This window comes from Streptomyces sp. NPDC006385 (assembly GCF_040612485.1).
Lineage (GTDB): Bacteria > Actinomycetota > Actinomycetes > Streptomycetales > Streptomycetaceae > Streptomyces.
In genome coordinates this window covers 1-19,325 of the sequence record NZ_JBEXQG010000058.1, presented here as the reverse complement: position 1 = coordinate 19,325, position 19,325 = coordinate 1, and the positions used below count along the sequence as shown (strand labels likewise).

Annotated in this window: 18 protein-coding genes and 5 pseudogenes; 4 read left to right on the top strand and 19 right to left on the bottom strand. The window is 69.3% G+C overall.

What is annotated here, in order from left to right; translation table 11 throughout:
* Window positions 1-125 precede the first annotated feature (125 nt).
* From ABZ078_RS32770 to solA, 15 genes and pseudogenes are all read right to left on the bottom strand, one after another.
* The gene (locus ABZ078_RS32770) at window positions 126-605 is read right to left on the bottom strand and encodes a DUF1648 domain-containing protein (protein WP_356581343.1); all 480 of its coding nucleotides are present in this window, start codon (window positions 603-605) and stop codon (window positions 126-128) included.
* A gap of 114 nt (window positions 606-719) precedes the next feature.
* Window positions 720-1,163, bottom strand: coding sequence for a hypothetical protein (locus tag ABZ078_RS32765; RefSeq protein WP_356581341.1), 444 nt, complete (start codon window positions 1,161-1,163; stop codon window positions 720-722).
* Window positions 1,164-1,243: 80 nt separating this feature from the next.
* On the bottom strand, window positions 1,244-2,536 hold the full coding sequence (locus tag ABZ078_RS32760) for an FAD-binding oxidoreductase (RefSeq protein WP_356581339.1): 1,293 nt from the start codon (window positions 2,534-2,536) through the stop codon (window positions 1,244-1,246).
* Between the two features lie 53 nt (window positions 2,537-2,589).
* On the bottom strand, window positions 2,590-3,255 hold the full coding sequence (locus ABZ078_RS32755; RefSeq protein ID WP_356581337.1) for a haloacid dehalogenase type II: 666 nt from the start codon (window positions 3,253-3,255) through the stop codon (window positions 2,590-2,592).
* 54 nt (window positions 3,256-3,309) lie between these two features.
* Window positions 3,310-4,248, bottom strand: coding sequence for an aldo/keto reductase (locus ABZ078_RS32750; protein ID WP_356581335.1), 939 nt, complete (start codon window positions 4,246-4,248; stop codon window positions 3,310-3,312).
* On the bottom strand, window positions 4,245-5,708 hold the full coding sequence (locus ABZ078_RS32745; RefSeq protein WP_356581333.1) for an aldehyde dehydrogenase family protein: 1,464 nt from the start codon (window positions 5,706-5,708) through the stop codon (window positions 4,245-4,247). Before ABZ078_RS32745 ends, ABZ078_RS32750 begins: the two co-directional genes overlap by 4 nt.
* The gene (locus tag ABZ078_RS32740) at window positions 5,705-6,658 is read right to left on the bottom strand and encodes a M14 family metallopeptidase (RefSeq protein ID WP_356581331.1); all 954 of its coding nucleotides are present in this window, start codon (window positions 6,656-6,658) and stop codon (window positions 5,705-5,707) included. Before ABZ078_RS32740 ends, ABZ078_RS32745 begins: the two co-directional genes overlap by 4 nt.
* A gap of 35 nt (window positions 6,659-6,693) precedes the next feature.
* Entirely contained in the window at window positions 6,694-8,049 is a 1,356-nt protein-coding gene (locus ABZ078_RS32735) for an aminotransferase class III-fold pyridoxal phosphate-dependent enzyme (RefSeq protein ID WP_356581329.1), read from the bottom strand.
* On the bottom strand, window positions 8,046-8,912 hold the full coding sequence (locus ABZ078_RS32730) for an ABC transporter permease (RefSeq protein ID WP_356581327.1): 867 nt from the start codon (window positions 8,910-8,912) through the stop codon (window positions 8,046-8,048). The genes ABZ078_RS32735 and ABZ078_RS32730 overlap by 4 nt, the downstream gene beginning before the upstream one ends.
* The gene (locus ABZ078_RS32725) at window positions 8,909-9,805 is read right to left on the bottom strand and encodes an ABC transporter permease (RefSeq protein ID WP_356581325.1); all 897 of its coding nucleotides are present in this window, start codon (window positions 9,803-9,805) and stop codon (window positions 8,909-8,911) included. The genes ABZ078_RS32730 and ABZ078_RS32725 overlap by 4 nt, the downstream gene beginning before the upstream one ends.
* 3 nt (window positions 9,806-9,808) lie before the next feature.
* Window positions 9,809-10,948, bottom strand: a complete 1,140-nt coding sequence (locus tag ABZ078_RS32720; RefSeq protein WP_356581323.1) for an ABC transporter ATP-binding protein — start codon at window positions 10,946-10,948, stop codon at window positions 9,809-9,811.
* Window positions 10,941-12,041, bottom strand: coding sequence for an ABC transporter substrate-binding protein (locus ABZ078_RS32715; protein ID WP_356581321.1), 1,101 nt, complete (start codon window positions 12,039-12,041; stop codon window positions 10,941-10,943). Before ABZ078_RS32715 ends, ABZ078_RS32720 begins: the two co-directional genes overlap by 8 nt.
* A gap of 95 nt (window positions 12,042-12,136) precedes the next feature.
* Window positions 12,137-12,376, bottom strand: coding sequence for a hypothetical protein (locus tag ABZ078_RS32710; RefSeq protein ID WP_356581410.1), 240 nt, complete (start codon window positions 12,374-12,376; stop codon window positions 12,137-12,139).
* Window positions 12,377-12,470: 94 nt separating this feature from the next.
* Window positions 12,471-12,758, bottom strand: a pseudogene (locus tag ABZ078_RS32705) (succinylglutamate desuccinylase/aspartoacylase family protein); the annotation flags it as partial.
* A gap of 43 nt (window positions 12,759-12,801) precedes the next feature.
* Window positions 12,802-13,941: an N-methyl-L-tryptophan oxidase gene (gene solA, locus ABZ078_RS32700; RefSeq protein ID WP_356581319.1), complete on the bottom strand. Its 1,140-nt coding sequence runs from the start codon at window positions 13,939-13,941 to the stop codon at window positions 12,802-12,804.
* A gap of 638 nt (window positions 13,942-14,579) precedes the next feature.
* On the opposite strand from solA, the gene ABZ078_RS32695 reads away from it, so the two are divergent.
* Window positions 14,580-15,248, top strand: a complete 669-nt coding sequence (locus ABZ078_RS32695) for a helix-turn-helix domain-containing protein (protein ID WP_356581317.1) — start codon at window positions 14,580-14,582, stop codon at window positions 15,246-15,248.
* Window positions 15,249-15,670: 422 nt separating this feature from the next.
* Here ABZ078_RS32695 and ABZ078_RS32690 read toward each other — a convergent pair.
* Window positions 15,671-15,961: pseudogene (locus ABZ078_RS32690) on the bottom strand (ABC transporter ATP-binding protein); the annotation flags it as partial.
* 117 nt (window positions 15,962-16,078) lie between these two features.
* On the opposite strand from ABZ078_RS32690, the pseudogene ABZ078_RS32685 reads away from it, so the two are divergent.
* Together ABZ078_RS32685 and ABZ078_RS32680 are read left to right on the top strand one after the other, a co-directional pair.
* A pseudogene (locus ABZ078_RS32685) lies at window positions 16,079-16,423 on the top strand (DUF317 domain-containing protein); the annotation flags it as partial.
* A gap of 144 nt (window positions 16,424-16,567) precedes the next feature.
* A pseudogene (locus ABZ078_RS32680) lies at window positions 16,568-16,828 on the top strand (IS5/IS1182 family transposase); the annotation flags it as partial.
* On the opposite strand, the pseudogene ABZ078_RS32675 reads toward ABZ078_RS32680, so the two are convergent.
* A pseudogene (locus ABZ078_RS32675) lies at window positions 16,828-17,185 on the bottom strand (transposase); the annotation flags it as partial. The pseudogenes ABZ078_RS32680 and ABZ078_RS32675 sit on opposite strands and share 1 nt — an antisense overlap.
* Before the next feature lie 109 nt (window positions 17,186-17,294).
* On the opposite strand from ABZ078_RS32675, the gene ABZ078_RS32670 reads away from it, so the two are divergent.
* Window positions 17,295-17,675 (top strand): hypothetical protein, encoded by a 381-nt coding sequence (locus ABZ078_RS32670; protein WP_356581409.1) that lies wholly within the window; start codon window positions 17,295-17,297, stop codon window positions 17,673-17,675.
* A 643-nt stretch (window positions 17,676-18,318) separates the two neighbouring features.
* Here ABZ078_RS32670 and ABZ078_RS32665 read toward each other — a convergent pair.
* Both ABZ078_RS32665 and ABZ078_RS32660 read right to left on the bottom strand, forming a co-directional pair.
* Window positions 18,319-18,807: a hypothetical protein gene (locus ABZ078_RS32665; RefSeq protein WP_356581315.1), complete on the bottom strand. Its 489-nt coding sequence runs from the start codon at window positions 18,805-18,807 to the stop codon at window positions 18,319-18,321.
* Window positions 18,808-18,909: 102 nt separating this feature from the next.
* Window positions 18,910-19,325 (bottom strand): IS5 family transposase (locus tag ABZ078_RS32660; RefSeq protein ID WP_356581313.1); only part of this gene is annotated, 416 nt, incomplete at its 5' end.

The window sequence follows — 19,325 nt, the reverse complement described above, 5'->3', positions numbered from 1 at the left end:
GCGGACGCGGCGGGGTCGGCTGCATCGGCGGGGCGTACGGAGGTCACGGCTGGGTTCCTCGGGTCGTCAGGGCAACGAAGAGGCACTTTACGGGGCGGTGGCCTGCGCTTCCTCGGTCGGGTGCGTCACCGCGCCCGGCGGTGGCGCGGGCGTGAGACCAGCCATGCCACACCGGACACCACGGCGCCGACGGCGAGGGCCGGACCCAGGTGGTGGTGGACGGGCAGGTCGGCGCTCGGCCCCGAGGTGTGGGCGCCGGCCCTCAACCCCGTCACGAACAAATAAGTGCTCGCGGCAGCCAGTCCGCAGGCGAGCACGGTGAGCGCCCTGGTGGTGGTCAGGGCCGATCTGCGCGAGGACCCCGCCGCGAGGACGCCGGCCGCTTCGGCGGCGAGCATCAGCAGGTACTGGGCCAGGGCGGTGGAGGGGGAAGCGAAGCCGTCGGCCGTGCCGTCGAGGGTGAAGTGCGTGGCCATCCGGTCGGGAAGCGCGTCGCGCAGCGCCAGGAAGGCGATGACCGTGATCAACGCCCCAGTCGCGAAGGGCGCGGTGAGCAAGGTGACGCGGCGTAAGCGGCCGGTGGTCGTGCCGTGGGCGACGGGCATGGATCCTCCTGCGCGTCCGACGGCGTCGTGTCGCCGTCTCGTCGTGTCATCGTCGTGTCGTCGTGTCGCCGTGTCATCGTCTCGTCGTCGACCGCCCGCCCCGTGTGGGCCGGTTCAGCGAGCGCGCGGATCGTGATCCGGGTCCGGCGCGGCGGCGTCGGTTCCCGCGGTGACACGGCGGTAGGCGGCGCGGGCGTGGAGGAGGCGGGCCAGGGTGGTGCCGAGGAGGGTGGCGGCGAGCAGGCAGGAGAGCCAGAACGTGTCGCGGTGCCCGGCCCAGGTGAGGGTGCCGGCCGGCGGGATGGCGAAGCCGTTGAGGAACAGCCAGCACAGGACGGCCGTGCCGGGCGCCGCGGCGAAGTGGGAACGCAGCCCCAGGAGAGCCGCGAGCAAGGACAGAGCGGTCAGGGCGAGCGAGGGGCGCCCTGGGCCGACGAGGACGTTGAGGAGGGCCACCAGCGCCAGTGCGCCGCCGAACGCCGCGGCCCACACCAGCGGCGTGGCCGCGGGCCTCGGAACGGGCCGGGCTCCCGTACCGAGTGACACCCACTCAATCATGCTCGCGTTTCCTTCCGGCGTCCCCGTCGCTCGTCAGGATGTCATCAAAGATCGCCGGCGTCCTGCCCCGGGGCGTCAGTTCAGCGCAGCCTGTCCTTGGCCTTGTAGTAGGCGCCGCCGAACGGCAGGAACCAGGCGGTGCCGTTGTAGAAGGGGACAGGGACCTTGGGGAAGCCGAGGCCGCGCAGCGGGTTGGCGTCCGGCTTGCCGTCCATCATCTCGGCGACCGCGCGGCCCATGTAGGTGGCCATCTGGACGCCGTGTCCGCAGTAACCCATCGAGTAGTACAGGCCCTTGGCCCCGTCGGCCTCGCCCGCGTGCGGCAGGCGGTCCCAGGAGAAGCCGACCATGCCGCCCCAGACGTAGTCGATCCGTACGTCGGCGAGCTGCGGGAAGATCTCCGCCATCTCCCGCTTGAGGATGTCGCCGCTCTTGACGTCCGAGGCCGGGTTGGAGGGGGCGAAGCGGGCCCGGCCGCCGAAGGCGAGGCGGTTGTCCGGGGTGAGCCGGATGTAGTGGCCGATGTTCTTGGAGTCCACGACCAGCCGGGCGCGGGGGATCAGCTCGCGGGCGAGCTCCTCCCCCAGCGGCTCGGTGACGATGATGAAGCTGCCGACGTTGATCAGCCGCTTGCGGAACCACGGCATCGCCTTGTCGGTGTAGGCGTCCGTGGCGGCCATGACCTGCTTGGCGTGGATCGTGCCGTGCAGGGTCTCCACCAGGAAGCCGCCGCCCGGAAGGCGGGTGAGGCCGGTGGCCGCGTTGCGTTCGTGGATCTCGGCGCCGGCGCGTTCGGCGGCCTCGGCGAGGCCGTGGACGAACTTGCCGACGTGGAGACCGGCGCTGAGCGGGTCGAGCAGGGCGCCGTGGTAGTAGTCCGAGCCCAGCTCCGACTTCAGCTCGCCGCGGGTCAGCAGCCGGGTCTCGTGGCCGAAGTTCTCGGCCAGGTCGCGCTGGGTGGCCGCCATCGCCTCGAAGTGCTGCGGCTTGTAGGCGACTCCGAGTCGTCCGACCCGGCGGAAGTCGCAGTCGATCTTCTCGGTGTGCGTGAGGTCCTCGACGACGTCGACCGCCTCGCGGAACGCGTCGTACAGCTCACGGGCGCGCTCCTGGCCGTAGCGCTTGCGTGCCTCCCCCGGGCTGATGGTGAGGCCCTGGGTGCACATGCTTCCGTTGCGGCCGGAGGCGCCCGAGCCGACCTTGTCCTTCTCGACGAGGACGACCCGCGCGCCCTTGCGGGCGGCGTGGTAGGCGGTGGACAGACCGGTGAGGCCGCCGCCGACGACCACCACGTCCGCCTCGTCGGGCAGGTCCTTGCCGGACCGGTCGGGCAGTGCGGGGGCTGTGTCGAGCCAGTAGGGGATCTGCTTCATGACGTGCGTCCCTTGTGTGTTCGTCGTGTCGCCGTGCGGCCGTGTCGCCGCGGTCAGCAGCCGAGCAGCTTCGGCAGGCCGGACAGGTCGGGCAGCTCGTCGTACGGCTGGTAGTCGGCGCTGCCGGGGCGGCCGTAGCGGTTGATCCACACCCGGCGCTTCAGGCCGAGGTCACGGGTCGGGATCTGGTCGTACTCCCAGCCCTGGGCGGTGTGGATGACCTGCGACGGCTCGACGCCCATGGCCTTGAAGGCGTGCTCGAAGGTCTGCCGGTCCGGCTTGTAGGCGCCGGCCTGCTGGGCGGTGATGACGTGGTCGAACTCGACGCCGATGTTCTCGACGTTCCGCGCGATCAGGTTGTCGTCGGTGTTGGAGATGATGGCGATCTCGTACTTGGTCTTCAGCTGACGCAGGGCGTCCGGGACCTCCGGGAAGGGGCCGAAGGTGGGGACGGCCTCGACGAGGGCGTCGCCGTCGGACTCGCGGTACTCCAGGCCGTGCAGGCGCATGGCCATGCGGAGGCTGGAGTGCAGGATCTCGTGGTACGGGCGGTAGGCCTCCAGGACGGCCTGGAAGCGCATGACGCGGAAGTCGTCGAGGAACTCGTCGACGTCCAGGTTGTCCAGGTCCAGTCGGTCCTCGAGGACCTTCAGGGTGGTGGGGCCGAGCTGGAAGTCGACCAGGGTGCCGTAGGCGTCGAAGGTGACGATCTCTCGCATGGTGTCTAGCCTCAATTCGCTTATGTGCAAGGGGACTTGGTGGCCTTGGTGGCTTCAGACGACGCGTTCGCCGGGGGTGACGATCGCGTCCAGGGCGGCCAGGTCGGCCGCGTCGGGGATCCAGTCGGCCGCCGCCGCGTTGGCGGTGACCTGGGCGGGGGTCATGGCGCCGCAGATGACCGAGCCGACGGCGGGCAGCGCGGCGAGTCCGCCGACGGCGACCTGCAGGAGGGTCAGGCCGCGTTCGGCGCCGTACGCCGTCAGGGCCTCCACCCGGTCGAGGGCCGCGTCGGTGAGCCAGCCCTGCCGCCAGGACAGGCGGCTGCCGGGCGGGGGTTCCTCCCCGCGCCGGTACTTGCCGCTGAGCAGGCCGTTGGCCAGCGGGTAGTACGGCAGCAGGCCCAGGCCGTGGCGTCGGCAGGCGGGGATCAGGTCGTTCTCCACACTGCGGTCGAGCAGGTGGTAGCGGGCCTGGGTGGAGACGAAGGCGTCGGTGAGCTGCTCGGCGGGGAGGTTGGAGCAGCCGATGTAGCCGATCTTGCCCTCGTCCACGAGTTCCCGCAGGACGGCGATCGTCTCCTGAAGCGGGGTCACGCCGTCCGGTTCGTGGTACTGGTACAGGTCGATCCGGTCGGTGCCGAGCCGGCGCAGGGAGGACTCGACGGCGTACCGGATGTAGGGGCCGGCGCCGCGCCGGCCGTACTGGTCGGCCTCCGGCCCCATCTCCATGCCGAACTTGGTGGCCAGGACGACCTTGTCCCGGTGGCCCTTGAGGGCTGCGCCCAGGAGGCGTTCGCCGTCGCCGCGGGCGCCGCCGCGCTCGCCGAAACCGCCGTACATGTCGGCCGTGTCGAACAGGGTGATGCCGGCGTCGAGGGCGGCGTGGACGACGGCCTTCGTGCCGTCCTCGTCGAGGCGGGAGCCGAAGTTGTTGCCGCCGACGCCGACGACGGAGACGGTCGGGCCTCGCTCGCCCAGGGTGCGGTATCTCATGTCCGGTCTCCGAATCCGATGCAGACGTTCTTGGTCTGCGTGTAGCTCGCCAGGGCTTCGAGGCCCTTCTCCCGGCCCCAGCCGCTGTGCTTGTAGCCGCCGAAGGGGAGCTCGACGCCGGTGCCCACGCCGGTGGCGTTGACGTAGACCTGGCCGGCCCGGATGCCCTCGGCCAGGCGCATCGCCTTGTCGATGTCGCGGGTCCAGACGTAGGAGGCGAGGCCGTACGGGCTGTCGTTGGCGATCTGGAGGGCCTCGTCGGCGTCGTCGAAGTCGATGACGGTGATGACGGGACCGAAGATCTCCTCCCGGGCGCACCGGGCGTCGTTCGTCAGGCCCGTGAGGACCGTCGGCTCCACGTAGTAGCCGCCGGACAGCGCGGGGTCGGACGGGGCACCGCCGCCGACGCGCGCCACGGCGCCTTCCTGCCGGGCCAGTTCGAGGTAGTCCAGCACCCGGTCGCGTTGCCGGGCGGCGACCAGCGGGCCGATGTCCGGGTCCGTGAGGCCGGGGCCGACCCGCAGCCCGGCGATCCTCTCCACCAGCCGGTCCAGGAACTCCTCGGCGCCGCGCTGGAGCAGCAGCCGTGTGCCGGCCGAGCACATCTGGCCGGCGTTGCTGAACGAGGCGCCCAGGATCGCCTTCAGCGCCAGGTCGAAGTCGGCGTCCGCGAAGACGACGATCGGCGACTTGCCGCCCAGCTCCGTCACCGACGGCACCACGTTGGCGGCGGCCGCCTGGGCGACCTTGATGCCGGTCGGCACCGAGCCGGTGAAGGTGACCTGGTCGATGCCGGGGTGCCCGGCGAGGGCCGCGCCGGTCTCGCCGTCGCCGGGGACGACGTTGAGGACGCCCGGCGGGAGGCCGCACTCCAGGGCGATCCGGCCGATCTCCAGCGGGGTGAGGGGAGCCTCGGGCGACGGCTTGAGCACCACCGTGCAGCCTGCCGCCAGGGCGGGGGCGGAGCCGCGCGCGGTGTTCTGGAGCGGGTAGTTGAACGGGATGATCTGACCGGAGACACCGATCGCCTCCCGCACGGTGTAGTCGATCAGGCCGGGGCCGAGCGGGATGGTCGTGCCGCCGAGCTTGTCGGCGACGCCCGCGTAGAACTCGAAGTAGCGGGCGGCCGCCTCGACATCGGCCTTCGCCTGGCTCAGCGGCTTGCCGACGTCCTGGCTCTCCAGGCGGGCCAGCCAGTCGCCCTCGCGCCGGATCGCCTCCGCGACGCGGTACAGCAGCCTGCCCCGGTCGGCGGCGCGCATCCGTGCCCACTCGGGCGCGGTGAACGCCGTCCGGGCCGCGGCCACCGCACGGTCCACGTCCGTCGCCCCGGCGAGGGCGACCTCGGCGAGGGCGGTCCCCTCCGACGGGTCGAGGACCGTGAAGCTGCGGCCGTCGGCGGCGGGGACCGCCTTGCCGTCGATCAGCAGCAGCTCGGTCAGCGGGAGTGCGCCGCTCATGGCCGGATCTCTCCCTGGATCTCGCCGAAGATGACGACCTCGTCACCGGGGCGGACGGTACGGATCCGGCGCACCCAGAGCACGACGCCGTCCTGCGGGGCGCGGACCTCCTCCAGCGTGTTGCCGTAGTGGTCGACGATGTGGGCGATCAGGTCGCCTTCCTTGCAGGTCTCACCCGGCTCGGCGTGGCCGAGGAAGAAGCCGCCTGCGGCGGAGCGGGCGAAGGTGCCGGAGACGGTCGTGTACGCGTCGCGCAGTTCCGCCTCGCCGTCGATCATGCCGAGCTGCCGCATGATGTTACGGATGGACTTGATGTGCAGTTCGACGTTGGCCTCGCGGTAGGTGCCGCCGCCCGCCTCGATGGTGATGGCGGGCTTGCCGGCCGCGAGGGTGGGGTGGCGGACCGTGCCGCCCCACTTGCCGCCCTTCCAGACCAGCTCGTGCCCGGAGGCGAGGGCGAGGTCCGTCGCCAGCTCCTCGTAGCCGCCCTGGAGGATGACGAGCGGGGCGATCTCACCGAAGGTGCCACCGGTGTGCAGGTCGACGAGGGCGTCGATGGCGGGAACGACCTGCTCGACGAAGGTGGCGGCCAGCCGCAGCGAGTACGAGCCGTCCGCGTCGCCCGGGAAGATGCGGTTGAGGTTGAGGTAGTCCAGGCCGCTGGTGCGGGCCGCCGCCTCGAAGGCGGGGGTGTTCATGCAGGGGATGCCGACGACAGTGCCGCGCAGGGTCGCCGGGTCGACCTCGGCGAGGACGCGGCGGATCGATTCCTGCCCGTCGTACTCGTCGCCGTGGACACCGGCGTCCACGCACAGCACGGGGCCGTCCTGGGCGCCGTTGACGACGATCAGCGGTATGCCGAGTTCCACGCCGTAGGTGCTGGTGCCGACCGGGATCAGGCCCTGGGCGCGCTCGCCGGGGGCGACGGTCAGCGGACCGATGGAGTACATGTCGTTCCTTTCAGAAGTGTGTCGAGAAGCGGGTGTCACAGGCGGGCCGACGCCTCGTCGAGGGTGGCCGTGATGATCCCGGCGATACGGTCGAGGAGTTCGCGGTCGCTGATCAGCGGGGGCGCGATCTGCACCAGCGGGGCGGCGCGGTTGTAGACACGGGCCAGGAGGCCGGCCTCGCGCAGGCGGCGCGGGATCAGGTCGACGACCAGCTCGGCACGGGCCCGGTCGCTGAAGCCGCCGCCGTCGAGGTCGCCGACGAGCTCCACGGCGTAGAAGAATCCCGCGCCGCGGACGTCGCCGACGATCGGCAGTTCCCCGAGGGACGCCATGCGCTGCGCCAGGTGGTCCTGGTGCCGGCGGACGTTGTTCAGGATGCCGTCCCGCTCCATGATGTCCAGGCTGCGCAGGGCTATCGCCGCGCTCAGCGGGTGGCCGCTGAAGGTGTAGCCGTGGTTGAGGACCTCGCCGGGACGGTTGATCACCTCGGCGACGCGGTCCGCGACCAGGGTCGCGCCCATCGGGGCGTAGCCGGCGGTGATGCCCTTGGCGACGGTGACGATGTCGGGGCGGGCGCCGTAGCACTCACCGCCGAACCACTCGCCGAGCCGGCCGAAGGCGGTGATCACCTCGTCGGCGACCAGCAGGAAGCCGTAGCGGTCGGCGAGCCGGCGCAGACCCTGCCAGTAGCCCTCGGGCGGGGTGATGCAACCGCCCCGGTTCTGCACCGGCTCGACGATGAGCATCGCCACGCTCTCCGGTCCCGCCGCGAGGACCGTGGCCTCGACGTCGGCGAGCAGGTACTCGGTGAAGGCGGCCTCGTCCAGCGGCTGCTCCAGGGCGCCGCGGTTGGTGTTGGCGACGAAGTGGGTCTCCACCGCGGGCGGCCCGTAGGGCTCGGTGAGGCCGGGGTCGTCGGTGAACGACAGCGCCCCGAGGGTGAGCCCGTGGTAGGCGCCGCGGCGGGCGATGGCCTTGGTCCGCTGCGGTTCGCCGCGCAGGGTGTGATACCTGCGGGTGATCTTCCAGGCGGTCTCCACGGCCTCGGCTCCGCCGCCGCTGAAGAAGACGTGCTCGATGCCGGCCGGGGCCAGGGAGGCGAGCCGCTCGGCGAGTTGGAGCGCGGTGGGGTGCGCGGACTCCGACCACAGGGGGCTGTAGCACAGTTCGCGCAGCTGCTTCGCCGCCGCCTCGGCGATCTCGTCGGCGTAGGAGTAGCCGATCTGGCAGCAGTACAGCCCGGACAGGCCGTCGATGTAGCGGTTTCCGGCCGCGTCGTCGACGTAGGGGCCCTCGCCGTGGCGCACGACGAACAGTTCCCTGCCCGGTGGGACGAGCGATCCGTTCGCGGTCATGTTCAGCAGCAGATGCCGCTGAGCGGTGGCGGTCATACGGTCTCACCTCCGGGGGCGGCGATCCCTGTCGCGGTCTCGACCGACAGCAGGGAGTCCTGCCGTCCGGAGCCGAGCCAGCGAACCAGGGCCACCAGGACGAGCGCGAGGATCGCGCCGGCGATGAGCAGCGCGCTGACCGCGGTCACGCTGGGATCGATGTCGAATGTCAGGGAGTTGTACATCTGCACCGGCAGCGTGATGGTGTCGGCCGAGGAGAGGAACTGGGAGATGTAGAACTCGTCGAAACTGGTGATGAAGGAGAAGATCGCGGCCGCGATCATTCCGGGGGCGGCCAGGGGGAAGGTGATCCTGCGGGCGATGGTGAGCCGGTTCGCGCCCATGCTCGCCGCGGCGTCCTCCAGCCGTTCGTCGATCCCACGCAGGGTCGCGATCAGGATGAGCACCGCGATCGGCGCGGCCATCACGGTGTGGCCGAGGGCGATGGCCAGCGGGCTGCCCAGCATCGCGGCCGGTTCGAACAGCAGGAACAGGCCGAGGGAGGTGACGATGCTCGGGATGAGCAGCGGTCCGAGGATCAGGGCGTAGACCGCGGAGCGCAGCGGGAGTTCGCTGCGGGTCAGCGCGGTCGCCGCGGTCACGCCGATGAGCAGGGAGAAGACGGTGCTCATGCAGGCGATGAGCGCGCTCGTCGACATGGCGGCCGGCCACTTGCTGCCGTCGGCGAACAGCGACTTGTACCAGCTGAGCGTCCACGCTTCGGGCGGGAAGGAGCCGAAGGCGTTGCTGCTGAACGAGGTGACCAGGATGACGAGGATCGGCAGGGCCAGGAACACCAGGATCACGGTGGCGGTGGCGGTCAGTGCGATCCGCCCGCCCAGGGTGCTGCGCAGCTCCATCATGGTGTGCTCCTCTTCTTCCGGCTGGCGCCGATCGAGGTGACGAGCTTGACCAGGAGCAGTCCGGCGAAGGTCATCAGCAGCAGCACGACGCCTTCGGCGGCCGCCCCGTTCCACTGGTTCTGCTTCATGACCTGCTGGTTGATCAGGGAGGCGATCATGGTCTGGTCGGGGCCGCCCATCAGGGCCGGGGTGATGTAGTAGCCCAGCGAGAGGATGAAGCTGAGCAGTCCCGCGCTGGCCAGGCCGGTGGCGACCAGCGGCAGGTAGACCCTGCAGAAGATCGTCACGCGGCCCGCGCCCATGCTGGCCGCGGCGGCCAGCAGCCGGCGGTCCACGCCGCGCATCACGCCGTACAGCAGCAGCACGGTGTAGGGGAGCATCACCGAGGTGGTGCCGATGACGACGCCGATCTCGTTGTAGAGGAGCTGGAACGGCGCCCCGGGGACCCACAGGTTGCCGAGGGTCTCGTTCACCAGGCCCTTGTCACCGAGCAGGATGATCCAGCCGTAGGTGCGCACCAGGGCGCTGATGAAGTGCGGCACGACCACGATCAGCATGGCCACACCGGCCCACAGGGGCTTCAGGCGGGAGATCGCGTTCGCCAGGACGAACCCGAAGACGAGGCTGAACAGCGCCGTCTCCGCGGAGATCCGTATCGTGGTGAACAGCACGGAGAGGTTGACGCCGGTGAGCGCGTCGACGTACCAGTGCAGCGTCAGCGATCCGTCGGGGTTTTTCAGGCTGAGGAAGAGCGTGCTGAGGATCGGGTAGACGAACAGCACCAGCAGGTAGACGACGACGGGCAGCGCGTACAGGATGCCCACCCGCGTTCTGCGGGAGGCCAGCAGCTTGCGCGGCCGTGCGGGGGCGTTCGCGGTCAGGGTGGCGGCCATGGCTCACCCGCCCTGTTCGGCGGGATAGAGGTTGACGTCCTCGGGGTCGACGGTGACCCCGACCCGCTCGCCGCCGACGGGTCCGCGGCCGGCGGGCACCTCCAGGCGCAGCAGCGGCCCGTCACCGCCGTCGATGCGCACGCCCGCGCGGACGATGGTGCCGACGTACGTGGCGGTCTCCACCGTTCCGCTGCAGAAGCCGTCGACGGGGGCACCGGCCCGCAGCCGGCCGGGCTGGACGGCCACCTTGACCGTCGCACCGGCGGCCAGGTCGTGACGGCGTGCCGTCAGCAGGCTCCCGTTCTGGTCCAGGCGGACCAGGGTGTGCTCGTCGGTGTGCCGTTCGATGCGGCCTTCGAGGAAGTTGGCCGCGCCGATGAAGTCCGCGACGAACGGCGTCCTCGGCCGCTCGAACAGCTCCCTGGGCGTGTCGAACTGCTCGATCCTGCCGTTGCGCATCACCGCGATGCGGTCGGACATGACCAGCGCCTCTTCCTGATCGTGCGTCACATAGATGACGGTCAGGCCGAGTTCCTGCTGGATGGACTTGATCTCGACCTGGAGCTGGTCGCGCAGCTTCTTGTCCAGGGCGCCGAGCGGCTCGTCCATGAGGATGACCGGCGGGCGGTAGACCAGCGCGCGGCACAGGGCGACGCGCTGCTGCTGACCACCGGACAGCTCTCGGGGACGGCGGCCGCCGAAGCCGGACAGGCCGGCGATCTCCAGGGTCTCCCCGACCCGCCTGCGGATCTCGTTCTTGGGGACGCCGCGCAGCGTGAGCGGGAAGGCGACGTTCTCACTGACCGTCATGTGCGGGAAGAGGAGGTACTGCTGGAAGACGAAGCCGAGGCCGCGCTTCTGCGGGGCGAGCCGCGTGACGTCGCGGCCCCCCACCGTGATCGTGCCGGAGTCCGGCTCGCAGAACCCGGCGATCATCATCAGGGTCGTGGTCTTGCCCGACCCCGAGGCGCCGAGGAAGGTGACGAACTCCCCGGCGGCGATCTCCATGGACGCCTCGTCGACCGCGACGACGTCCCCGTATGTCTTGCGCAGCGCCACGACCGACAGGGCTTTGCCGGTCGCGGTGGCCGGCTTGGCGCCGGCCACCTCGACGGACGGTGCGACCACACCGTAATCAGCCACGAGCCCACTCCAACCAGCGCTTGGTGACAGCCGCTTCGTTCTTGATCCACCAGTCGATGTCCACGTCGAAGCCCTTGTCGTAGTACTGCGGCGCACCGACGAGCGCGTTGCGCTCCTCCTTGGTGAGCTTGGCGTAGGCCACCGGGGACGATGGGCTCGTCGGGAAGACCTTGGCCAGGGCGGCCGCGACCTCGGGACGCAGCGCGTAGTCCATGAGCTGGTAGGCGGCGTCCACGTGGGCCGCGCCCTTGGCGATGGCGTAACCCTGGAACTGGCGGCGGGCGCCGTTGAGCTGACGCTCGACCGGGACGCCCTGCTGTTGCAGATCAGCGAGCCGGCCGTCCCAGACAGTGGACATCGTCACCTCCTGGCGGCTGAGCAGCACACCGGGGAGCGGCCCGGCATCCCAGAACTTCTTGATGTCGGACCGGAGCCGGCTCAGCACCTTGAATGCACGGTCCACGTCGAGCGGATACAGCTTGTCCATCGGAACGCCGTCCGCCAGCAGCGCGAACTCCAGCTCCGGCAGGTCGGCGTCCGGGTTGCACATCGAGCGGCCGCCCTCGAACGCCTTGGTGTCCCAGAAGTCCGCCCACGACTCCGGCTTACGGCCCCCGAAGGCGTCGGTGCGGTACCCCATGCAGTTGGCATAGAGGCTGTAGGCGACGGAATGGTCGGTGACCTGGTTCTTGGGGAGCTTCGCCCTCTTCAGGCTCTTGATCCGGTCCGGGTCCAGCGTCTCCAGGGCGTCCTGGGCCGTGAACTTGGCGAGGTCCATCATCCCGATGTCAATAAGGTCGAACTGGGGACGGCCCTGCTTGATCTGCGCCTGCATCTGGGTGGCCTGGAGGTTGACCACCTGGACGTTGATGCCGGTCTCCTGCATGAACGGCGTGTAGACCGCCTTCTGGAGAGCCTCGCCGTATGAACCGCCGCTGTTGCGGACGATCACCGTCTTGGCGCCGCCCTTGCCGCCGGATGGGGTGCGGCTGGTGCCGGTGCCGCAGGCGGAGAGGGAGGGCAGGGCGGCGATGGCGGCGAGGCCGCCTGCTCCACGCAGGAGCGCTCTGCGACCGATTACGTGATCATTCATGACAAATCTCCTGAAACTCGCGCGTGGGGACCAGCTGTTCGGGGTGAGAGGGGTGGGTCAGGGGGTGCTGCCGACGGGCGTGTGGGCAGTGCCGGTCAGTCGTGCGGCTGAGCGATGGCGGCGAGCTCCGCGCCGGGGGCGACGGTGAGTCCGTTCATGCCGTAGAGGATCTGCTGCCCGGTGGCCCACTCGCGCGGCTGGACGGTCACCGGAGTGACGTGCTGGGGCGCCTCGATGACGCCGAGGTGGTGCAGCAGCCGGTACAGACCGTAGCCCAGGGGCTCGTCGATGCCCCCTCTGTGCAGGTCCGCGTTGGCGTCGGCACCGCCGATCACGTTCTCGAGGAGCCAGGCCGCCGGCCGCTCGGTGTCGCTCTCCCTCGGGGTCGCCGGGGAAGACGCGGTTGATATTCACGCCGTCCAACGGGGACTTGCCCAGGCGACCGTCGTACACGCCCGGCGGGGTGGCCACGGGGCAGATCACCACTTGGCCGGCGACGTCGTCCGGCTCCAGCAGCCCGCCGAGGCGGGCGGCGGCGTCGGTGCCGACGCACTCGCCACCGTGGATGTCGCCGGTCAGCGCGACCCTCGGACCGGGGCGGGAACCGTTGACCAGGATCAGCGGGATGTCCACGGTCGTGGGACCGAGGTCAACGGGGACGGTGCCGGGGGTCTTGCGGCCCGGCTCGGCCCGCAGCGGGCCAATGATCAGTGTCATGTCGTTCCTCGTTCAGGCCCCGATGCCGCCCAACGTGGCGCACTCAGGCCGTAATACGGCCGACGGTCGAGATGAAGTCGATCGGCTGGGCGGAGTCCCCGTCCAGCGCAAGGTCGGCGGCGATGTCACCGAAGGCGGGCGAGAGCTTGAAGCCGTGGCCGGAGAACCCGGCGAGCAGGATCACCTTCTCGTTACCGGCGCCGGGCAGCGGGCCGACCAAGGGGCGGTCGCTCTCGGTGTAGCCCTCCATGTAGACGGACAGGCGGGTCGGGTCCGGGTGCAGGTCCGGCAGAAAGCGGCCGAGCAGTTCGGTGAAGATTTCCAGTTCCTCCGGCTGGACCGTGCGCTCCAGCCGGTCGGGGCCGTCGATCAGGCGGTGCAGGGTGCGGTTGAGCCCGATCTTGACGGAGACGCCGTCCGGGGAGGGCAGGCCGTAGAAGTGATGCGGGGCGGTACGGATGAAGGCGGGACGCTCCTCACCGAACCACGCCTCAGTGGTGGGCGTGTACCAGGCGCTGACCAGCCGGCGGACCTCCACCTCCCACGGCAGCTCGGGCAGCAGGTCGTTCACCCAGGGGCCGACGGTGACAACGACCGAGTCGAAGCGCTCACTGCAGGAGTCGGTGCGGACCTCCACCCCGGAGCCGACCGGGACGATCTCCTTCACTTCGGTGTAGCGGCGGATGCGGGCGCCCAGCTCCTCGGCGCGGCGGGCCGCGGTCTGGACGGTCAGCTCGGGCCGGATGAAGCCCGCCCGGCGGTCGAGCACGGCCGCGTCACCATCCTCCACACGGTACTGCGGGAAACGCTTGGCCAGCGCATCCACGTCGAGCACCTCATGATCGAGGCCGTGCTCGGCGATGGACTCCAGGACAGTGGCCATCTGCCGGTGCTCGGTGGGGCCCATCAGCAGACATCCGGTCAGCCGGCGCAGCTCCCGGCCGGTCTCCCGCTGGAGCTCCTCCCACAGCACGTCGGCGTGCTTCAGCAGCGGCACCCACCGGGATTCCTCGAAGTGCGCGCTGCGGAAGATCCGTGTCTCTCCGCCCGCGGCGCTGCGATCGTGGCCTGGCGCGAACCGGTCGTACCCGACGACCTCCGCCCCACGGGCCGCCAGCCGCCACGCGGCCTGGCTGCCCATCGTACCGACGCCTACAACGGCGACACGCTTCCTGACGGACACAAGGGTTTCCTTCCGATCGTCGGGTGCGCACGTTGGGCCCCGACACAACAGGCTGCTGATATTTCCGTGAGGGAGTCGTCGGGGAATCGGAGCTGGGCCGCAGCGTTGCTAAGGCGAATTGTGTTGAGCAGGGAACGTACGTCAGCCGCCGTGACGCGAGCTGCCCTCCGATAACGATGTGCCTAAGTACGTGTCAGCCAAGGGAAAGATTCGAACAGTCCTTACCGTGTGCCACATCGTGGAACGTCGAGCTGGAATGTGGCACGAGGATGGCAGTCCATCGAAGGGCGGTCAAGGGGGTGTCCGCAAAATATTGTGCGCCGATCAGCATGTGAAGCGGAGCATCTTGCCGGCCTGAGAGGGAGAGACCGGAGGGATACCTCCGAGCTGGCCAAGTCGACGATGCGGCCACCCCGGTCACCCGGCCGAAGCCGACTCGCTGCACGCCAAGCCAACCGCAAGGACTCCTCCCCGCGCGACCCACCGTCCTCCAGGACGCCGGCCTCGTCACCACCGCACGCGGAGGATCGGGACCATACACCGACGTACTACTACAGCTGCTGGGGCGACGGTACTCATCAAACCGAGGATCCTCAGCATCTTGTGGGTGGGCTCACCTTGGTGCACACTTCCCAGACATGTCCGTCAAGGAGAGCCACGACCCGCATTCCGTCATGAGAGCCAGTGACACCCGGGCGGTCGCCAAGGAAACTGCTGATACTCGTGCGCTCGGCCGGCTGCTTCGCGACGCGCGAGCGCAGCGCGGTATGTCGCTGAAGAGGTTCGCAGCCGCCGCGGAGATCAGCGAGGGTCTGCTCAGCCAGTTCGAGCGAGGGCAAGGAAACCCGTCCCTGCTGACCCTGCAGAAAATCGCAGCGGCACTCGATGTGCCGTTGGCGCATCTCTTCTACAAGACGACACCGGACGACGAGCCCGTTGACACAAAGAGCGACGTCCTCCCCAGAAGGCAGTGTGCCGTCGTCCCTTCCGACGGCCGGAAGAAGCTGGTACTGCCGCAGGAACAAGTGGTTTACGAACTGCTCACACCCGATCTCCAGCGGCCGCTGGAGATGATTCGATGTGTGGTACCGCCCGGGTTCGATGGTCGTGCGAGGCCCTTCCAGCATGAGGGCGAAGAGGCCGTCCATGTGCTGGAAGGCCGCTTGCAGGCCCACGTGGCCGACGACGCGCACGACCTGGGGCCGGGCGACACGATCTCACTGCAGGCATCCCTGCCGCACTGGTGGGCGAACATCGGCGAGGTGCCTGTCGTCGTGATCAGCGCCTGCACTCCCCCGTCCTTCTGACGCCGAGACGCCTAACCACCGGACGGACAACAGGATGAGCACCCGCCGACGGTCCGCTGAGGCGCCCACTCTCTGAATCTCCGCACATCTCCGACTTGCACCTGCGTGTCACGGCGGCACCGTCACTGACCCTGGCCTTCTGCGACGAGTACGGCAACGTCCACTGCCGCAAGGTGCTCAGCCGTCGTAGTGAGCTCGCTCAGTCAACCCTGGCAGGCATTGAGGAATGCAGGCTGAGGTACACGTTCCCGCTGGCGGGGGGGGCGAGAATGCACCAGGGAACGCGGCCTTTCGTCATCGCGTTCGCCACACCGGCACCGTCAACGCTCCGGTCCAGCACCGCAACCGACACGCCGTCAGCGTCCTCGACCACGTGACCGGTCTTCGTGTCCATCAGGTCTCCCTTCTGATAAGGCTTCCACCAGCAGAGGAAACCGGCCGACCGCGGGCTTCTGCGGAATCCACGCGCACGCCCGGCGCCGCCACGCCCACTCCGCCGCGCTGCGGGCATCGCGGCCGCCCACCAGGATCCGGCCGCCGCTCTGCCGGTGCAGCCCGAGGACGGCCCGCAGCAATGTGGTCTTGCCCGAGCCGTTGGTGCCGGTCAGCGCCACCCGCCGGCCTGCCGCGATGTCGAGGTCGACGTCCCGTACGGCCTCGACGCGGCCGTGACGGCAGGCGACCTCGCGCATCACGACGTCCAGTCCGTCCATGCCCCTCCTTCCCCCTCTTTGCTCCTCCACAGCAGTCGGAGGAAGGGGACGGCTGGGTTCCCGGCAATCCGCGGACGTTCTGTCACGGGGCCTTGCAGGCCCGACTACCGCGCAGCGGCAGTCGCCGCACACGGATGGCTCCGCGACATCGACCAGCCCCACGCGGCAGCGACGGACCCGACGTTCACCTCACACATCAGCCTCGGCGACGTACCGCCCCTCATCCAGGACGCCGACCCGCGCGCCCTAACCACCGCGGCCGACGAGGCGGGACTGTCCGGATGGCAGGCATGGGCCGAGCCCGCGCTCGGCGCTCCCTGCCTGTGGGCGGCCTCCTTCGGTTCCAGCGTCCCGCACGACCTCGTGGCAGCCTTCGCCGCCTCCCTCAGCTCGACGGCACCGGTCCTGCGCCGGGTGTTGCCCGAGGCCACCCGGGAGCGACTGCTGCGGGCGCCGGCCTAGCGATCGACGGCGCCCCTCAGCCAGGGGGAAGAAGCCCGACCCTCCCGAATGGGATGCTGTTGGTGAATTCGGGCCCTTGCGTGACGTCGGCTCCCAAGACCTGGTTGTGGTCTTGGGAGCCGATGTCGTTGGGGGAGGGTGTGGATGTCGATGCGGCCGGAGGGGCCTGGCGAGGTTCCGGCGGAGACGGTGCGGGTGGCTCGTGCGGCTTTCCCGAGGGGGAGCCTGGCGATCCGGGTGTGGGACGAACTGGGTCCGTTGTTCAGTTACGAGCAGTTCGCGGGCCTGTTTCCCGCGCGGGGGAAGCCTGCCTGGTCGTCTGGGCGGCTGGCGTTGGTGCTGGTGCAGTTCGTGGAGGGGCTGACCGACCGGCAGGCTGCGGAGGCGGTGAGGGCCCGTATCGACTGTTCGTAGCGGCGGTGCAGCCGGCGGCAGCCGCCCAGCCAGGACATCGTGCGCTCGATCGTCCAGCGGTGGCGGCCCAGGCGGGTTGAGGACTCGATGCCCTTGCGGGCAACGCGGTGCCGGATGCCCCGCTTGCGCAGCCATCGGCGCAGGTGGTCGTAGTGGCAGGCCGTCGCCTGCGCGGGCCGCGGCGGCAGCGGATCGGCGGGAATGCCGCGCACCAACGGCTCAAGGGGCCTGGCTGTCGTGCAGGTTCGCGCCGGAGATGCCGATCGAGAGGGGTAAACCAGTCCGCTCGGTGATCAAGTGGATCTTCGAGCCTCTCTTGCCCCGGTCGACAGAATTCGGACCTGTCAGGACCAACGCCGGCTTTTCGTGGCGCATTGCCTGGTCTTCGTGACCGCTTTGGGGGCCGACGAAACGCGTGTTGCCGGGCCAACACCTCCATAGGCCGGACGGTCTGCTCATGTTCCTGTCGAAGATCGGCCGTGCCATGATGATCAGCAACATCCCCCACAGAAGATGGAGGCACGACATGACCACCGTGATGACGAAGAACAGAGCTGCCAGGAAGAGGGTGATTCGTGGGGCCGCGGTGTCAGCGCTCTGCGCCGCCGTGTTCGCGGGACTGGCGACCACGCCAGCGCAGGCCGCCGAAAGGTGGGTCGTCTTGGGGACCGTCCGTTACACCACGGCGGCAGCAGGGGCGGACATACCTGCCACGGAGGCGAAGTGCCGCCGTCAGGACGGTCAGGTTGTCGCCTCTAGCGTGTGGAGCGGCAAGGAAAGCGGAAGCGGTCGAAACATCTACTACGCGTTCACGCAGTGCATGTCCAAGCGCGGATAAAGACGGAAACCCCGGCGAGTGCACCGGCAGTTCTCCTCGCACATGCGGCTCAGACGGAGACGGCTTCGGCGGTGCGGCCTGCCGGTGGGCGGCGAGGGCTCGGTCGTGGCCCTCGCCGGCCGACTCCCGCAGTGCGGTAGATCCGCTCCAACTCACCGCAAACCGTTCCGGCAGCGGGTGGGGGCGCGTTCGACGGGGACGGTGACGTCCTTGACCTGGATGTCCACAACGGAACCGAACCGGGGCATCGCTGGGCTGAGCGAAGTGGAAGCGGGCCCGCGCCCCGCTCATGAACCCAGGCGGCAGTCGCGGACTTTCCGAACAGAGCGTATGGGGGACGCCCCGTTCGGGCTCCTCCGAACGGTGCGGTGTCGGCGTACGAGCTGAAGTGCAGAGTCGCGTACGGATGAACGTGCAGAGGTCTAGCTACCTGACTTAGACATCGTCTTAACCAACAGCATCTCCTTATGGGGGCCGGGCTTCTGGCATTCCCCCAGGGCTTGGGCGAGGTATCGAGTCGGAGGAGGGCGACCCGCGCGACGAGCACAAGGTGTCGGGCCTGCCAGTGCAGCGGCGCGAGCCGCTGATGAGGATTCTTGAAAGACGAATTGGACAATGGACTGAGGGTCGCCGCGTAGTGCGGTTACCTGAGGGACTCGAAGGGGTTGTGGAACGAGGTCAGGTCCCTCACGCGGACCAGGCTGAGCTCGCTGGGTTCGATCTCGTAGCCGGACAGGACCACTTCAGTGCTCTCGACACATCCCCGTGCGATCCAGTAACGGTTGCTGCTGTTGCGCCAGAGTTCGAACGTCATGGGTTTCCCGTCTGTGGTGATGGTGACGGGTTCGGAGTCCGGCAAGTCGGCCGGGGGTTCCTCGCCAGGGTGGTAGTACATCTCGAAAGCCCGTTGCAGAGCTTCGCCGGCCTCTGCATTTCCGGAGGAGGCGCTGAAGACCGTGAGGTGCTCGACCTGGGGGTCGTAGTACGGGGAGCCGAACCACAGGGACACATGGGTGTCGCCGGTGACTTCGTTGTAGCCGTGCCCCATAACCTGTCGTGATTCCGGCCAGTTGGCGTCGACGGCGAAGATGCTGAAGCCTTCTGCCGAGAGAGGGGTGCCTTGATCGTTCATGGGATCTCCCGCGTGCTCGTCCGTGATCAGGCATCTTGCCATCGCAAGAGGAGCGTCGGGGAGTGGAGGCTTCCATCCACGGCTTGGGCCTTAGACGTCGTCTCATTTGGCGAGTCTGCGGTAACAGATGAGGCTGCAGGCGATGGCGGTGAAGGCCAGGAAGTGCTCAGTCTTGCGTTCGTAGCGGCGGTGCAGTCGGCGGCAGCCGCCCAGCCAGGACATCGTGCGCTCGATCGTCCAGCGGTGGCGGCCCAGGCGGGTGGAGGAGTCGATGCCCTTGCGGGCAATGCGATGCCGGATGCCTCGCTTGCGCAGCCATCGGCGCAGGTGGTCGTAGTCGTATCCCTTGTCCGCATGCAGCTTGGCAGGCCGTCGCCTGCGCGGGCCGCGGCGGGAGCGGATCGGCGGGATGCCGCGCACGGGCGGCTCAAGGGCCTGGCTGTCGTGCAGGTTCGCGCCGGAGATGCCGATCGAGAGGGGTAAACCAGTCCGCTCGGTGATCAAGTGGATCTTCGAGC

Excerpts from the sequence above, each read along its gene's own strand:
- ABZ078_RS32770 (WP_356581343.1), bottom strand. The coding sequence starts at position 605 with ATGCCCGTCGCCCACGGCACGACCACCGGCCGCTTACGCCGCGTCACC.
- ABZ078_RS32765 (WP_356581341.1), bottom strand. The coding sequence starts at position 1,163 with ATGATTGAGTGGGTGTCACTCGGTACGGGAGCCCGGCCCGTTCCGAGG.
- ABZ078_RS32760 (WP_356581339.1), bottom strand. The coding sequence starts at position 2,536 with ATGAAGCAGATCCCCTACTGGCTCGACACAGCCCCCGCACTGCCCGAC.
- ABZ078_RS32755 (WP_356581337.1), bottom strand. The coding sequence starts at position 3,255 with ATGCGAGAGATCGTCACCTTCGACGCCTACGGCACCCTGGTCGACTTC.
- ABZ078_RS32750 (WP_356581335.1), bottom strand. The coding sequence starts at position 4,248 with ATGAGATACCGCACCCTGGGCGAGCGAGGCCCGACCGTCTCCGTCGTC.
- ABZ078_RS32745 (WP_356581333.1), bottom strand. The coding sequence starts at position 5,708 with ATGAGCGGCGCACTCCCGCTGACCGAGCTGCTGCTGATCGACGGCAAG.
- ABZ078_RS32740 (WP_356581331.1), bottom strand. The coding sequence starts at position 6,658 with ATGTACTCCATCGGTCCGCTGACCGTCGCCCCCGGCGAGCGCGCCCAG.
- ABZ078_RS32735 (WP_356581329.1), bottom strand. The coding sequence starts at position 8,049 with ATGACCGCCACCGCTCAGCGGCATCTGCTGCTGAACATGACCGCGAAC.
- ABZ078_RS32730 (WP_356581327.1), bottom strand. The coding sequence starts at position 8,912 with ATGATGGAGCTGCGCAGCACCCTGGGCGGGCGGATCGCACTGACCGCC.
- ABZ078_RS32725 (WP_356581325.1), bottom strand. The coding sequence starts at position 9,805 with ATGGCCGCCACCCTGACCGCGAACGCCCCCGCACGGCCGCGCAAGCTG.
- ABZ078_RS32715 (WP_356581321.1), bottom strand. The coding sequence starts at position 12,041 with ATGAATGATCACGTAATCGGTCGCAGAGCGCTCCTGCGTGGAGCAGGC.
- ABZ078_RS32695 (WP_356581317.1), top strand. The coding sequence starts at position 14,580 with ATGTCCGTCAAGGAGAGCCACGACCCGCATTCCGTCATGAGAGCCAGT.
- ABZ078_RS32670 (WP_356581409.1), top strand. The coding sequence starts at position 17,295 with ATGTTCCTGTCGAAGATCGGCCGTGCCATGATGATCAGCAACATCCCC.
- ABZ078_RS32665 (WP_356581315.1), bottom strand. The coding sequence starts at position 18,807 with ATGAACGATCAAGGCACCCCTCTCTCGGCAGAAGGCTTCAGCATCTTC.